Source organism: Streptomyces liliiviolaceus, from assembly GCF_018070025.1.
GTDB lineage: Bacteria > Actinomycetota > Actinomycetes > Streptomycetales > Streptomycetaceae > Streptomyces > Streptomyces liliiviolaceus.
Genome location: NZ_JAGPYQ010000001.1, coordinates 7,219,006 through 7,232,833, shown reverse-complemented (window position 1 = coordinate 7,232,833; position 13,828 = coordinate 7,219,006). Strand labels below are relative to the sequence as shown.

The window sequence follows — 13,828 nt, the reverse complement described above, 5'->3', positions numbered from 1 at the left end:
TAGGTCAGCCCTTGATGCCGGTCTGCGCGACTCCCTGCACCAGCCAGCGCTGGAGGAACAGGAACACGAGCACCAGGGGCAGGATGGACACTGCGGTGGCCATGAAGATCAGATGGAAGTTGACCGTCTGATTCGTCATGTACGAGGAGAGCGCGACCTGCACGGTCCACGCCTCCTGGTCCTGGCCGATGACCAGGGGCCACAGGAAGGCGTTCCAGCCGCTGATGAAGGTGATGGTCGCGATCGCGGCGAAGAAGTTCAGCGAGTTGGGCACGACGATGCGCCAGTACGCACCCCAGTACCCGAGCCCGTCCACGCGCGCCGCCTCCTCCAGTTCTTTGGGGAACCCCAGGAAGTACTGCCGGAACAGGAAGCAGGTGAAACCACTGAACAGCCCCGGAACGATGAGACCTTGCATACTCGACACCCAGCCGAGCGACGAGACGAGCACGAAGCTCGGTACGAAGGTGACGGCGGCCGGCACCATCAGGGTCACCAGGACCGCGTAGAAGATCTTGTTCGCGTGCCGGTACGGGATCCGGGCGAGGCCGTAGCCCGCGAGCGAGCAGACCAGCAGCGTGCCGAGGGTGTGCAGGATGCCGACGACCGCCGAGTTGCCGAGGGAGCGGCCGAACGGGACCGTGGGGTCGTCGAACAGTTCGGTGACATTGCCCCACTGGATGTCGGTGGGGAACCACTGCCAGTTCTCGCCGGTGATCTCGGCGTCCGTGGACAGGGCGTTGCGGACGATGAGGTAGAAGGGGACGAGGAAGAGCAGGGCGCAGACGGCGGTGGCGAAGTAGAGTCCCGCGGAGCCGAGTACGCCCCGTCGGCCGCCCTTGCGGTTCGGGATGACGGTCGTCACCTGGAGTCCTCCCCCTTTCCGAAGCCCAGGAACCTGCCCTGGAGCAGGGTCACCATGCAGATCAGCAGGGTCAGGATGACCGCGCCCGCGCTGCCGGCGCCGTAGTCCTGGTCCTCGCCCAGAGCCGTGTAGTACAGCTCGACGAGCGGCGGACGGCCCCAGGTCGTCTTGGCCAGCAGATTGAAGAATTCGTCGAACGCCTGGTACGCGGCCACGAGCAGCAGCAGGATCACGGCCGTCGAGGTGGCCCGCAGCTGGGGCAGCGTGATGTGGCGGAAGGTCTGCCAGCCGGGCCTGGCGCCGTCGATCGCGGCGGCCTCGTAGAGCACGGGCGGGATGTTCTGCAGGGCCGCCAGGAACAGGATCATGTAGAAACCGGCCTGGAGCCACAGGCGGACGGTCACGATGACCAGCCAGTACCAGGGCGGATTCGGGTTGGCCAGCCAGGCGATGTTCTCGACGCCGAACCAGCCGAGGACCGTGTTCATCATGCCGAAGCGGACCCCGCTGAAGAGGGACATCTTCCAGATCAGCGAGGCGGCGACGAAACTGCACGCCGTCGGCAGGAAGAAGACCGACCGGAAGAACGCCTTCATGAAGCGCAGCCGGTGCACCATCAGGGCCAGGCCCAGCGACAGGGCCCAGGTGACCGGCACGATGATCGCGGCGAAGACGGTGAAGGTGACGAGCGAACCGGTGAAGTCGCCGTTCGTCAGCATCAGCCGGTAGTTGTCGAGGCCGATGAACTTGTCGGGGGTGACCGTGTAGCGCGCCTCGAAGAAGCTGAGCCAGGCGCTCCACCCGATGGGGATGTAGACGAAGATCACCAGGCCGACGAGGAACGGGCCCGTGAAGATCCAGAAGCTGAGCGTGCTGCCCCGCACGCCCTTGCGCGACCGTCCGGCTCCCGGCCCGGGCCCCGGGCCTTCGGCGGAGGCGGGCCGGTCGGCGTCACGTGCCGGAGCGGTCGGCGTGGTCGGCGTGGTCGGGGTGTTCGGAGCCGCGGGGGTGGTCGACATGGCGCTGCCCGTCCGCCGGCCTATCCGAACAGCTTCTTGAGTTCGCGGTTGACCTTCACGTCCGCCGCGTCGAGGGCCTTCTCCGGGTCCATGCCCTTGCGGACCGAGTTGGCGACCACTTCCTCCAGCGCCGTGATCATCGCCTGGGTCCAGGAGATGTTGTCGAAGCGCCCGTAGTCGGTGAAGAGCTTGACGCCCTCGGCGGGCAGCCCCGACTTGAGCTTGGTGGCGGACGCGGCGAGCGACTTACGCGGCGGTATGTGGAAGCCGTAGCTGAGCGCCCAGTCCTCCTGGTACTTCTTCTGGTCGATCCAGAGCCACTTCACGTACTCCTTCGCCAGGTCCACGTTCTTGCCCTTGGCGTTCACGAACATCGACCAACCGCCGTTGTAGACAGCAGGTTCGGCGCCGGAGGCCGCCGACGGGAAGGGGAAGATACCGAGGTCGTCGCCGAGGGACTTCTGCATCACGGGCATGGCCCACATACCGCACCACTGGATCGCGGTGAGCCCCTGGACCAGGGCCGAGGGGTCCCAGTAGTCGGCGGGCGCGTCCAGGAGCAGATGCCCGCTGGTGAACATCCTGCGGTACGTCTTCAGCGCCGCGGCCACCTCGTCGGTGTGGTACGCGATCTCGTTCTTGTCGTTCAGCTGGTCGGCGCCGGCCGCCCACACCAGGGCGTAGTTCGTCGACGTCATGTTGTTGCCGAGGAACAGGCCCTTGACCTTGTCGGTGGTCAGCTTGCCGGCGGCCTCGGCGAGTTCGTCCAGCGTCTGCGGGACGCCGATGCCGGCCTTCTGCAGCAGCGACTTGCGGTAGAAGAAGAACTGCGGGTCGTCGATCATCCGGACGCCGTAGACCTTGCCGTCGACCGTGTGGGACTTGATGTCCGCCGGATTGAAGTCGTCCTTGACCGGGGCGAGGATGTCGTCCAGCGGCGCCACCTGACCGCTCTTGATCAGCTGGAGCTGGGGGTGGAACTCGAAGACGTCCGGGGCGTTGTCGGTGAGCAGCGACGAGAACAGCTTGCTCTCGAAGTTGGTGCCGGTGATCCACTGGGTGGTCACCCGGGCCTCGTCGTAGGCCTTGGCGTACCGCTTGATCGCCTCCTGCGTACCGGCCTCGCCGTACGCGTGGAAGTACTGCACGAGGCTCTTGCCCGAACTGCCGCCGCCCTCACGGCCGGTGTTGCCGCCGCAGGCGGCCAGCGGGCCGAGGGCGGCGAGGCCCGCGGCGGCCCGCAGAACGGCACGACGATCCCAGTTGCTGCTGCTCAATGCCGACATGGTGACGTCCTTGTCTCTTGTCCGGCTGTGATCCGAGCACGGCGGTGATCCCCCTACGGCTGCGGCTCGAAATCGCTGTGGGGTGCGGGACGTTAACCTTCGGCTAATGCTTCGGCAAGGGGTTGGACGAAGCCTGTTCGAAGCGTTGTGCCGCGTCCGGAATGCCGGACGCAAAGGTGTGCAGGCCATGCATCAATGGCCGCGGTGCCGCTGTTCCCCACCGTCCGGACCGGCCGGATCCATAACGCCGTTGCAGCTGCACACGGCCGTCACGGCGTCGGTGCGGTACGGCTCCTCGCGGGCTTCGGGGGCCTCGTGCCCGCCGCCGAGGTGAGCGTCCCTTCGAGCGCGAACGTCGCCGCGCCCAGGCAGACCGGATCCGTGGGAATCGGGGAGAGCACGATCTCGGTGCAGGCCAGCGGCCGTTTCAGCGCCCGCCGGGCCACGGCCTCGCGCACCTCCCGCAGCAGCGGCTCACCGAGCGTGGCCGCGACCCAGCTGCTCAGCACGACCACCTCGGGGTTGAGGAGGTTCACCAGGTCGGCGATGGCGGCGCCGAGACAGCGCGCGGTCTCCCTGACCACCTCGACGGCCACCGGGTCCCGCTCGGCGACCGCGCGGGCGAGCGCGTCGATCGTGGCCGTCTGGTCGTCGGGGTGCAGCAGCGGGCTGTCGGGGCTCGACTCCCGCAGGTTCAGCATGATGCCGGGCGCCCCGACGTACGTCTCCACGCATCCGTGGTTGCCGCAGTGGCACGGCCGCCCGTCCAGTACGAGGGTGGTGTGGCCCCACTCGCCCGCGCTGTTGCTGACACCGCGGTGGAGCCCGCCGCCCAGGACGAGCCCGGCGCCGACACCCGTACCGAGGTTCACCACCACGGCGTCCCCGCGCCCGCGCGCCGCCCCGAACCACAGCTCGGCGACCGCGCAGGCGCGCAGCGGATTGTCCAGATAGAGGGGGTACGCGATGTGCTCGGCGAGCAGGTCCAGCAGCGGCACGTCGTGCCAGTCCCAGTTCGGCGCGTACTCCGAGACGCCGGCCGCGCGGTCCACCTGCCCCGGCACGCTGACGCCCACCCCGAGGACGCGCGCGCCCTCGATCCCGGCCTGCGCGACCACCGAGCCGACGGCCGAGGCGACATGCCCGACGACCTGTTCCGGGCGGATCTCCCCGGGGCGCATGTCCTCGTCGGCGCGGGCCAGTACGTCCAGCGCGAGATCGAACAGCTCGACACGGACGTACGTCTCCGCGATGTCGACGCCGATGAGCGCGCCCCCGGACGCGTTGACGGCGACGAGTCCCCGCGGGCGGCCACCCGCGGAGTCCTCGAAGCCGACCTCGGTGAGCATCCCGAGATCGAGCAGCTCACCGACGAGCGTGGCGACCGTGGCGATGCTCAGCCCGGTCGCGGCGGCCAGCTCCTGCCGGGAGGTGGGGGAGTGGGCGATGATCTGGCGCAGCACCCCGTAACGGTTCGCGGTGCGGATGTCGCGTGAAGTGCGCTTCACCAGAACGTGCCCCCTCGATCCCTCCACCCCGCGGCCTCCAGGGCCGGCCCACGCCGGGACACGGCGGAACCCGACGGCCCCGGCGCCGCGCAAGGCTATGACCGCCGGGCCCTTTCGACAAGCCCTTAGGAAAGGGGCTTTACAAAGTCCCTGGCGGTCGCGCGCGGTCCGGGTGGACCGTCCGGGCGGACGGTCCTGGCGGACGGCGTTCTCACCCGTGGTCGTCCTGCGGCCCGGTCGTCGATTCGGGCAGGAGCAGGCGGAAGGTGCAGCCTTCGCCGGGGCGGTTGTCCAGTTCCAGGCGTCCGCCGTGCGCGGCGGCGATGGCGGCCGCGATGGCGAGTCCCAGACCGCTGCCGGGTTCGGGGCCTGTCTCCGGGCCTGTGCCGGGGCCTGGGCCGATGTCCGCGTCGAGACCGGCCGGGGCGGGGCGGCCGAGCGGTGTCGCTCGGTAGAAGCGGTCGAAGACCCGGTCGGCCTCGTCGGGTCTGATCCCGGGGCCGTGGTCGGCGACCTCGACGACGCAGACGGGTGCGCCGGGCCGCAGCGACCGGCCGCTGCCCAGCCTTCCCTCGCTGTGGGCGCGGGTGGCGCCGACCCTCACATGGACGGGGCTGTCGTCCTCGGTGTGGGTGCAGGCGTTGGCCAGCAGATTGCCCACCACCTGCGCGAGCTGGTGGGGGTCGCCGGGGGTTTCGACGATGTCGAGGCCGCGTCCGGGATCGGCGGGGTGCGTCGTGAGGGGTTCCAGGGTGATGGGCCGCCGCGGATGGCGTATCGCGGTGGTGGCGATGGCGTCGGCCGCCAGGGACAGGAGATCGACGGGCTCGCGGTGCGCCGCGGGCGTGTCGCCGAGCGTGGCGAGGAGGAAGAGGTCGTCCACGAGACGGCTCATCCGGTCGGCGTTGTGGGCGATCAGGGTGTGCGCCTCCCGCCGCCGCCGGCCGGACATGCCGGGTTCGTCGAGGAGCAGTTCGGCGAACCCCTGGATCGCGGTCAGCGGCGTACGCAGTTCATGCCCCGCGTCCGCCATGAAGTGGCGCAGCCGCCGTTCGGAGGCCTCCTTGCGGTGCAGGGCGGTACGCAGACGGTCCAGCATGGTGTTGAGGGCCAGGCCGAGCCGGCCGACCTCGGTGTCCGGGTCCGCCACGGGCACGTTGAGTTCCAGGGCACCCTCGGTGATGTGCTGGGCGGTGCGCTCGACGCGGGTGAGCGGGCGCAGCCCCAGCCGGACGGCGCCGTTGCCCAGGACGACGACCCCGACGGCGACGGTGAGGCCGAGCCCGAGGCTGAGCCACAGGAGTTTGGCGGTGGCCCCGTCCACGGTGTCCAGCGGCAGGGCGACGACGGTACGCATCCGGTCGGGCCCCGCATGGGAGATCACGCGCCAGCCGGACCCGGACGAACCGTCCTCGGCCGGGACCGTGGTCGGCCGCCCGGAGGGCAGGTGCAGATCGGCCGCCCGCCGCGGGAGAAGGGGACCCGGGTCGGCGCCGCTGCCCAGGGAGTCGCGCAGCAGGCTGCCGTCCTCGTCGTAGAAGTAGACGCGGTAGTCCGAGGGCAGCGTGCTGTCCGAGTCCGGCGGTGGCAGCGCCCGGTCCGCGGCGATGTCCGAGTACACCCGGTCGGGGGGCCGGAAGTGGCCGAGCCGGTCGTCGACCTGGTCGGTGAGCCAGCCGCGCAGGACGGTCAGACCGGCGAACTGGCACAGCAGGACGGCGCTGGTGGCCAGCAGCCCCGCGATCAGGACGAGACGGCCGCGCAGGGAGCGGGGGCGTGGGAAGCGGGGGCGTGGAAGGCGGGGGTTCCGAGAACGTGGCCCCGGCAAGCGCGGGCGTTTCATCGCGCGGCCGGGTTCGGCTCGTCGCGCGGCAGCCGCAGGCAGTAGCCGACCCCGCGCACCGTGTGGATCAGCGGTGGCGCGTCGCGGTCGATCTTGCGGCGCAGATTCTTGACGTAGGTGTCGACGATCCGGGTGTCGCCGGAGAAGTCGTAGCGCCAGACCTGCTGAAGGATCTCCGGCTTCTCCAGGACGCGCTCGGGATGCGCCAGCAGACAGGCCAGGAGCCGGAACTCGGTCGGCGAGAGCTTGAGCAGCCGGTCGGCGCGTCTCACTTCCCGCGTGTTCTCGTCCAGGCTGAGATCGGCGTAGCGCAGGGGCGGCTGGGTGCCGGTGGTGGAGGCGGGGGCGTTGCTGCGGCGCAGGATGGCGCGCACCCGCAGCAGCACCTCCTGGATGTGGAAGGGCTTGGTGACGTAGTCGTCGCCGCCGGAGCTGAGGCCGATGATGCGGTCCTCGACGCCGGTCCGGGCGGTCAGGAACAGCACCGGCGTGTACACGCCCTGGGCGCGCAGATCACGCGTGAGCTGGAAGCCGTCGGTGTCGGGCAGCATCACATCGAGAACGATCAGACCGGGCCGCCGGCTGCCGGCCTGGAACATGGCCTCCTGCCCGCTGGCCGCGCTCGCCACGGCGTACCCCGCCGCGCTGAGCGCGGAGGTGAGCAGGGTACGGATGCTGGCGTCGTCCTCCACGACCAGGACGGTGTGCCCGGCGGCGGGCGTACGCGTGAGGCTGGGCTGGTCGATCACGGTCGGCACCTCGGGTCACGGGCGGGCGGAGCCGCGGCGAGGCGGGTCCTGGACGTGCGGCGCGATGGTAGACGGGAAACCTGTGGCGTCCGGAAGGATTCCGGTGGCTGCCGGGCAAGGCCGGACCGGCACCCCGGGCGGCGCCCTCGGGGAAAGGGCGGCCCGGGATGCCGGGGTTCTCGGGCCGGACGCGAACCGGAGTTCTCAGCCGGTTCTCAGCCGGTCACCGCCTTGTCCTCGGCCAGGGCCTCGGTGCGGTCGGTGACGGTCGTCGTGAGCTCGGCCACGGCGGTGTCCAGCTCCTTGGAGTCGGCTCCTGCGGAACGTGCCTGTTCCGCGATGACCTTCAGCTCCTTCGCCGCCGTACCCGAGCCGAAGAACTTCTCGTACAGCTCCCGGTACGTCTTCTTGTAGACGGCGTCGAAGGCGTCGGAGTCCAGGAACTTGGTCTTCAGGACGTGTCCCGACATGCCGCCGCCCCGGCCGCCGTCGCCGGCCCCACCGTTCCCCGCGCCGTCCTCCTGACCGGGCATCCCCTCAGGCATCCCCTCAGGCATCCCCTCAGGCATCCCTTCCGGTGCGCCGGACGGCGCGGTGCCGCCCGGCATGCCGCCACCGCCCATGCTGATCGAGTCGTCCGGCCCGGATGCCGCGTCGCCGCTGAAGGTGAGGTTGTAGTCCCAGCCGAGGACGGAGAACTTCTTGCTGTCCAGGTCGTACCGGAGCAGGTAGTTCTTGCCCGGCCCGGCCATGTCGTCGAAGTTCAGCAGCAGGTTCTGCGAGGCGACGTACTCGGCCAGCGAGTCGACGTCGACGTACGTGCCGAGGTCGCGGGCGAACTCCTCGTCCGAGGCGCCGTCGACCCACTTGATGAGCTTCATCACCGGTTCGAGATCCTGGCTGCCCTTCTTGTTGAGCTGCTTGAAGGAGCTCTCGTACTCGCTGGGGTCGTCGCCGACGTAGTCGAAGCTGCTGCCCGCCCGGGCCTTGTAGAGCACTCCGTTGCCGTCGGCGATGTCGTCGGCGTAGTCGGTGTCGGGTGCCTCGACCATGAGGCGGGTGGCGGCGGGCCGGTTGTTCACCTTCAGCTCGGTGAAGGCGTACCGCTCGGCCTTCTGCCCGCTGCTGTCGGTCAGCGACAGCGACAGTGCCTCGTTCAGTGGGACCTGGCCGTTGCTGCCGGGACGCAGCGAGATCTCGCGCTCGCCCTGGTAGGCCCGCCCCTCGACGTACTCGTCGATCTTGACGAGCAGGGGCAGTTCCTCGGGCTTCTTCGCGGAGAGGTCGAACTGCACCATGCCACCGCCACCGCCACCGCCACCGCCACCGTCTCCGCCCCCGGTTGCGCCGGGACCGCCGCCCGCCTGTTGGTCCTGGCCACGGTCCCGGCCACCGGCGCCCTGCGCGGCATCGGGCAGGTCCCGGCCGCCACCGGGCCCGCCCCTGTTCCCACTGTTGCCGCGCAGGGACGACAGGGTGGAGTTGCCCTTGAGACGGATCCCGACGTCGTTGAGGTAGACGCCGTCGATCACGAGGTCGGCCTCGATGTAGTCCTTGGTGCCGTCCTCCTCGAACTCCTTCATCATCTTGGTGAAGTCGGTCTGCTGATAGGTGAGTTGGAGCGAGTGCGGCACCGTCGTGTCGTACAGGTCCACCGTGCCCCGTACGTCGTCGGTGATCGCGTCGGCCTCGACCCGCGAGGACGAGGTGACGTACGGGGAGATCCGTGCGTCGCCGAAAAAACAGACCATGGTGGCGAGCCCGACGCCCAGCGCGGCGGCCGGCTTCCAGTGATGGCGCAGCCGTACGGGCACCCGGTCCTTCAACCGCCGCTCGCGCCGCAGGCTGGTCTCGCCGCTCATCACAGGTCCGTCGTGTCGTAGCCGGTCAGTACGGTGACCCGCTGGCCGGACGTACGCTCCTGGAGGGCGGCGACCAGGTCGCCGGGCTCGGCGCCCTTCTTCAGCCGGACGGTGTAGAAGATCTCGCTCAGCGCGCCGCCGCGGATCGTCTCCGTGCTGACCAGCTCGAACTCGCTGGTGTACTTGATCAGCACGTCACGGATCTGCGGGGTGTAGTCCTCACCGGCCGGGACCTGGACCTTGACGACCTGCCGCTGCACGTTCAGCGCGAACCAGTTGAACTTGAACATCACCAGGATGACGGTGCAGATCACGACGGCGCCGACCGCGGCCAGGGTGTAGAAGCGGGCGCCGCAGGCCATGCCGATGGCCATGGCGAGGAAGATGAAGCCGACGTCCCTGGTCTCCTTGACCGCGTTGCGGAAGCGGACCACGGACAGGGCGCCGACCAGGGAGAACGCGCGGGCCAGGTTCGAGCCGACGACCAGCATGATCAGGGCGACGATCATGCCCACGATGACCAGGGTCTGTACGTAGGACTGGCTGTAGGAGACATTGCGGTGCGTGTACCGGTACACGTAGCCGATCAGCGTGGACAGGACGAAGGACAGCGCCATCGCCGCCACGACGTCGGCCACGCTGAACGTGCCGCTGAGTTCCTGCAGTTCGAAGTTCACAGTGCTCCTGCCTTCAACGACGCATCGGGCTGCGCCGGCCGCTGCTCCAGCGGCTGTTCTTCGGTGGGGGTGGGCGGGGGGTAGTCCGCCTCGTTGACGTGGAAGACCGACCGCGGGGCCAGCCCGAACGCCTCGACGGACTGCACGTACTTCGAGATGCGTACGAGGTTGAGGTTGCGCCGGGCGGCCAGGTCGGTGATCCAGTGGGGGGTGCGCTCGTTGACCTTGATCTCCATGACCGACATGTGCGGCGGGATCGTGAACCGGTTCTCCGGGGTCGGGACGCCGAAGTGGAAGTCGCGGTCCCGGCCGCGGATGCGGCGGTCGAAGGTGACGCGCAGTCCGGTGTCGGCGTTCCGCCCGACCAGGGCCTCACGCTGGTAGCCGGTGATCGCGGTGGGCTTCAGGTCGAGCCGTACGACCAGGTCGAGGACCTCCTGGACGAAGGCGCTCTCCCGCGGCGAGTGCTCCACCGTCTCCCGGCCGTCGCACAGCCGCCGTGCCACGCCGTAGGGAAGGGTGATGCGGCGCTTCTGCGTGACCCGGTTGACGCGCTGCTTGATCTCCACGCAGACCGGCGCCTCGTCGGTGACCCCGTCGAGATCGCCGTAGTGCCGGATGCGCAGCTTGCGCCGGAACTTCAGGCCCTCGATCTTCTCCCAGTAGAAGCGGAGCTGCGGGGTGTCGTAGTAGAGGCTCCACACGCCGTACCCGCCGATCGGGCTGTGCAGATCGCGGTCCATCCGCTCGGCCAGCTCGTCGCGGATCTCCGCCGCCTGGTCGACCGGGACCAGATACTTCAGCTCGAACCGGTTGAACGCGTGCAGCCGACTGGCCACGTGCAACGGGTCTTCGCTCTCCTGGTCCCTCTCCTGCGCGGCGGAAGCCTTCGACAGGAACACCATGCGCCTCCCTCATTCGTACGTTGCGGACCGACCGGCCTGGCACACGCAACCAACGGCGAATGAGGAGCCCATGAGAATCACGGGTTGATTTCAGGAGTCTTAAGGGGGACGTGAAGGTGAACAGGAGGCAAACGGGACACTTCGCTGCGGGAGCGGCACCGCGCCGCTCACGGCCAGACCGCTCACGGCCAACCCACTTATGGCCAGGGGCTCAGGTGCCGAGCAGCGCGCCCACGAAGTCGTTCCGGAACGTGCCGGTCGGGTCGAGGTCCGCGACCAGGGCCTCGAAGTCGGCCATCCGCGGATAGCGCCCCCGCAGGTCCGAGGGCTCCGCCGTGAACACCTTGCCCCAGTGCGGACGCGCGTCGAACGGCGCGAGCGCCTCCTCCAGCCGCCGCACCACGGGCAGCACGGCCGCCGTGTCCTCGACCCAGGTGAAGTGGAACGCCACGGTGTCCCGCCCGTACGCCGGACTCAGCCACTGGCTGTCGGCGGCGACCGTGCGCACCTCGCAGATCTGCAGCACCGGCGCGACCGCCTCACGGATCGCGTCGACGGCGTGCAGCGCCTCGACGGCGTACGAGCGCGGGAGCAGGTACTCCGACTGGAGCTCGGCGCCGCTGCTCGGGGTGAACTCGGGACGGAAGTGCGGCAGCCGCTCGTGCCACGGTCCGGGCACGCCGAACTGCTGGGTGCAGTTCACGGCGGGCATCCCCGGCACCGGATGCATCGCCTCGGCGGCGGGCTCGGCCCACGGGAAGCCGTCCCACGGCACGTCCGTACGCCGCTTCACCCACGCCTGTACGAACCCCGACCGCCGCCAGTCGGTGAACAGACTCACGCTGTACGCCGACGCCGACACCGTCTCGAAGTCCAGCCCGGCCAGTGGCAGCCGGCCGAAGACGTGCTGGGCGACCTCGAAGTCCGGCTCCAGGTCGAGGGTGAGCGCGGTGACGACCCCGAGGGCGCCCAGGGAGGTCACGGCGCCGTCGAAACGGGGGTCGTCGCGGCCGACGGCCAGGACCGACCCGTCGGCGAGGACCAGCTCGACCTCCCGTACCGGGGAGGCCAGCGAGCCGTTCGCGTTGCCCGAACCGTGGGTGCCGGTGGCCACCGAGCCCGCCACGGAGATGTGCGGCAGGGAGGCCATGTTGGGCAGGGCTAGGCCGTGCTCGTGGACCGTCCGGGCGAGTTCCGCGTAGCGGACGCCGCCGGCCACCCGGACCGTACGGGTCGCCGTGTCCACGTCGATCGACGGGGGGAGGGCGGTCAGGGAGAGCAGGACGCCCTCGGGGCCCGGGTCGGCGATCAGGTTGAAGGAGTGTCCACTGCCGAGCACTCGGGCGTGGGCGCTGCGGGCGATCAGGGCGCGGAGGGTGTCCAGCGAGTGTGGACGCTTCAGCTCCTTGGCGGAGTACGTGATGTTCCCCGCCCAGTTCCTCAGAACCTCAGCCATCCCTCACCCTTCCCAAAAGTCCTCCCTGGAACCTACCTCTCCGTGACCTGCGATGTCGTCTGCGGGCCGGTGGGGGTCACCCGCGCAGTTCCCCGCGCCCCCAAAAGATGAAAGGCAGGGGCGCAGCCCCGTTTTTCAGGGGCGCGGGGAACTGCGCGGCCAGCCCCCACCGGCCCGCAGACGAAAGGGCCCCGGGGCGCAGCCCCGCCCTTCAGGGGCCCCGGCACAGGCGGCCCCGGAGGCGGGGCATACCGTGAGGAGTCGAACACCGCACGCGAGGAGGACGGGATGGGCAGCCGAACCGCGCTGGTCGAGGATCTGATGGAAAGGTTCCCGCACGTACCGCGAGAGGCGGTCTTCAAGGAAGACCTGCTCCGCGGAGGCGTGGCCTTCGACGACTCCGCGCTCAGCGACAACGAGGGCGGGGACGTCAAACCGAAGTCCTACTTCATCTTCTCCTTCGACCACGGCACCCTTCCCGAGCTGGGCGAAGCCGCCCTGCGCCGCCCGCCTGAGGAGATCATCCTCACCGGCGGCCCGTACGACCTGCGCCGCACCGTCGTGTCCGTCCGCGTGAACCCGTCCTCGCCCTACCGCGTCGCCGCCGGCCCCGACGGCATGCTCGGGCTGTACCTCGACGGGAAGCGGATCTCGGACGTCGGGGTGCCGCCGATGCCGGAGTACTACCGGCACAAGCTCTCCAACGGGAAGTCCGTCATGGAGGTGGCCCCGACGATCCAGTGGGGCTACCTGATCTATCTGACGGTCTTCCGCGTCTGCCAGTACTTCGGCGCCAAGGAGGAGTGCCAGTACTGCGACATCAACCACAACTGGCGCCAGCAGAAGGCGGCGGGCCGCCCGTACACCGGGGTGAAGGACGTCGACGAGGTCCTTGAGGCGCTGGAGATCATCGACCGGTACGACACGGCGAAGACGTCCACCGCGTACACGCTGACCGGCGGCGCGATCACCTCCAAGCTGCAGGGCCGCGACGAGGCCGACTTCTACGGCATGTACGCCAAGGCCATCGAGGAGCACTTCCCCGGGCGGTGGATCGGCAAGGTCGTCGCCCAGGCGCTGCCCCGCGACGACGTGCAGCGGTTCAAGGACTACGGCGTGCAGATCTACCACCCCAACTACGAGGTGTGGGACGAGTACCTGTTCAAGATGTACTGCCCGGGCAAGGAGCGCTACGTCGGCCGCGACGAGTGGCACAAGCGCATCCTCGACTCCGCGGAGGTCTTCGGCGCGCGCAATGTCATCCCCAACTTCGTCGCGGGCGTGGAGATGGCCGAGCCCTTCGGGTTCAAGACGGTCGACGAGGCGATCGCGTCCACGACGGAGGGGCTGCGGTTCTTCATGTCGCAGGGCATCACGCCCCGCTTCACCACCTGGTGCCCGGAGCCGACGACACCGCTGGGCAAGGCCAATCCGAACGGCGCGCCGCTGGAGTACCACATCCGGCTGCTGGAGGCCTACCGGTCGACGATGGACGACTTCGGGCTCTCCTCGCCGCCCGGATACGGCCCGCCCGGACCGGGCAACGCGGTGTTCTCGGTCAGCTCCTTCATGGACAGCCTCCCGGCGAACGCGCCGGTGGGCAAGGAGAGGGAAGCGGGCACGGACGAGGTGCCCGTGGCCTGAGGGGCGGGGCGGCC

At 69.6% G+C, this 13,828-nt stretch carries 11 protein-coding genes; 1 reads left to right on the top strand and 10 read right to left on the bottom strand.

What is annotated here, in order from left to right:
* Positions 1-4: 4 nt before the first annotated feature.
* The 10 genes from J8N05_RS30915 to J8N05_RS30870 form a co-directional block, all read right to left on the bottom strand.
* Positions 5-865 carry a carbohydrate ABC transporter permease gene (locus tag J8N05_RS30915; protein WP_247706572.1) on the bottom strand — a complete coding sequence of 287 codons (861 nt, stop codon included), beginning with the start codon at positions 863-865 and terminating at the stop codon, positions 5-7.
* A complete protein-coding gene (locus J8N05_RS30910; RefSeq protein WP_210888722.1) occupies positions 862-1,884 on the bottom strand; it encodes a carbohydrate ABC transporter permease in 1,023 nt (340 codons plus the stop codon). Before J8N05_RS30910 ends, J8N05_RS30915 begins: the two co-directional genes overlap by 4 nt.
* A 20-nt stretch (positions 1,885-1,904) precedes the next feature.
* On the bottom strand, positions 1,905-3,170 hold the full coding sequence (locus J8N05_RS30905; protein ID WP_210888721.1) for an ABC transporter substrate-binding protein: 1,266 nt from the start codon (positions 3,168-3,170) through the stop codon (positions 1,905-1,907).
* A 269-nt stretch (positions 3,171-3,439) separates the two neighbouring features.
* The gene (locus J8N05_RS30900) at positions 3,440-4,678 is read right to left on the bottom strand and encodes an ROK family transcriptional regulator (protein WP_210888720.1); all 1,239 of its coding nucleotides are present in this window, start codon (positions 4,676-4,678) and stop codon (positions 3,440-3,442) included.
* A 211-nt stretch (positions 4,679-4,889) separates the two neighbouring features.
* Positions 4,890-6,521, bottom strand: a complete 1,632-nt coding sequence (locus tag J8N05_RS30895) for a sensor histidine kinase (protein WP_210888719.1) — start codon at positions 6,519-6,521, stop codon at positions 4,890-4,892.
* Positions 6,518-7,270 carry a response regulator transcription factor gene (locus tag J8N05_RS30890; RefSeq protein WP_210888718.1) on the bottom strand — a complete coding sequence of 251 codons (753 nt, stop codon included), beginning with the start codon at positions 7,268-7,270 and terminating at the stop codon, positions 6,518-6,520. The genes J8N05_RS30895 and J8N05_RS30890 overlap by 4 nt, the downstream gene beginning before the upstream one ends.
* Positions 7,271-7,485: 215 nt before the next feature.
* Entirely contained in the window at positions 7,486-9,132 is a 1,647-nt protein-coding gene (locus J8N05_RS30885) for a CotH kinase family protein (RefSeq protein WP_210888716.1), read from the bottom strand.
* Positions 9,132-9,809 carry a DUF4956 domain-containing protein gene (locus tag J8N05_RS30880; protein WP_210888714.1) on the bottom strand — a complete coding sequence of 226 codons (678 nt, stop codon included), beginning with the start codon at positions 9,807-9,809 and terminating at the stop codon, positions 9,132-9,134. Before J8N05_RS30880 ends, J8N05_RS30885 begins: the two co-directional genes overlap by 1 nt.
* Entirely contained in the window at positions 9,806-10,714 is a 909-nt protein-coding gene (locus J8N05_RS30875) for a polyphosphate polymerase domain-containing protein (RefSeq protein WP_210888713.1), read from the bottom strand. The genes J8N05_RS30880 and J8N05_RS30875 overlap by 4 nt, the downstream gene beginning before the upstream one ends.
* A gap of 211 nt (positions 10,715-10,925) precedes the next feature.
* Complete coding sequence (locus J8N05_RS30870; protein ID WP_210888711.1) at positions 10,926-12,170, bottom strand: D-arabinono-1,4-lactone oxidase; 1,245 nt, start codon at positions 12,168-12,170, stop codon at positions 10,926-10,928.
* Positions 12,171-12,458: 288 nt separating this feature from the next.
* On the opposite strand from J8N05_RS30870, the gene J8N05_RS30865 reads away from it, so the two are divergent.
* On the top strand, positions 12,459-13,814 hold the full coding sequence (locus J8N05_RS30865) for a radical SAM protein (RefSeq protein ID WP_210888710.1): 1,356 nt from the start codon (positions 12,459-12,461) through the stop codon (positions 13,812-13,814).
* The last annotated feature ends 14 nt before the right edge of the window (positions 13,815-13,828 follow it).

Excerpts from the sequence above, each read along its gene's own strand:
- J8N05_RS30865 (WP_210888710.1), top strand. The coding sequence starts at position 12,459 with ATGGGCAGCCGAACCGCGCTGGTCGAGGATCTGATGGAAAGGTTCCCG.
- J8N05_RS30885 (WP_210888716.1), bottom strand. The coding sequence starts at position 9,132 with ATGAGCGGCGAGACCAGCCTGCGGCGCGAGCGGCGGTTGAAGGACCGG.
- J8N05_RS30870 (WP_210888711.1), bottom strand. The coding sequence starts at position 12,170 with ATGGCTGAGGTTCTGAGGAACTGGGCGGGGAACATCACGTACTCCGCC.
- J8N05_RS30875 (WP_210888713.1), bottom strand. The coding sequence starts at position 10,714 with ATGGTGTTCCTGTCGAAGGCTTCCGCCGCGCAGGAGAGGGACCAGGAG.
- J8N05_RS30895 (WP_210888719.1), bottom strand. The coding sequence starts at position 6,521 with ATGAAACGCCCGCGCTTGCCGGGGCCACGTTCTCGGAACCCCCGCCTT.
- J8N05_RS30905 (WP_210888721.1), bottom strand. The coding sequence starts at position 3,170 with ATGTCGGCATTGAGCAGCAGCAACTGGGATCGTCGTGCCGTTCTGCGG.
- J8N05_RS30910 (WP_210888722.1), bottom strand. The coding sequence starts at position 1,884 with ATGTCGACCACCCCCGCGGCTCCGAACACCCCGACCACGCCGACCACG.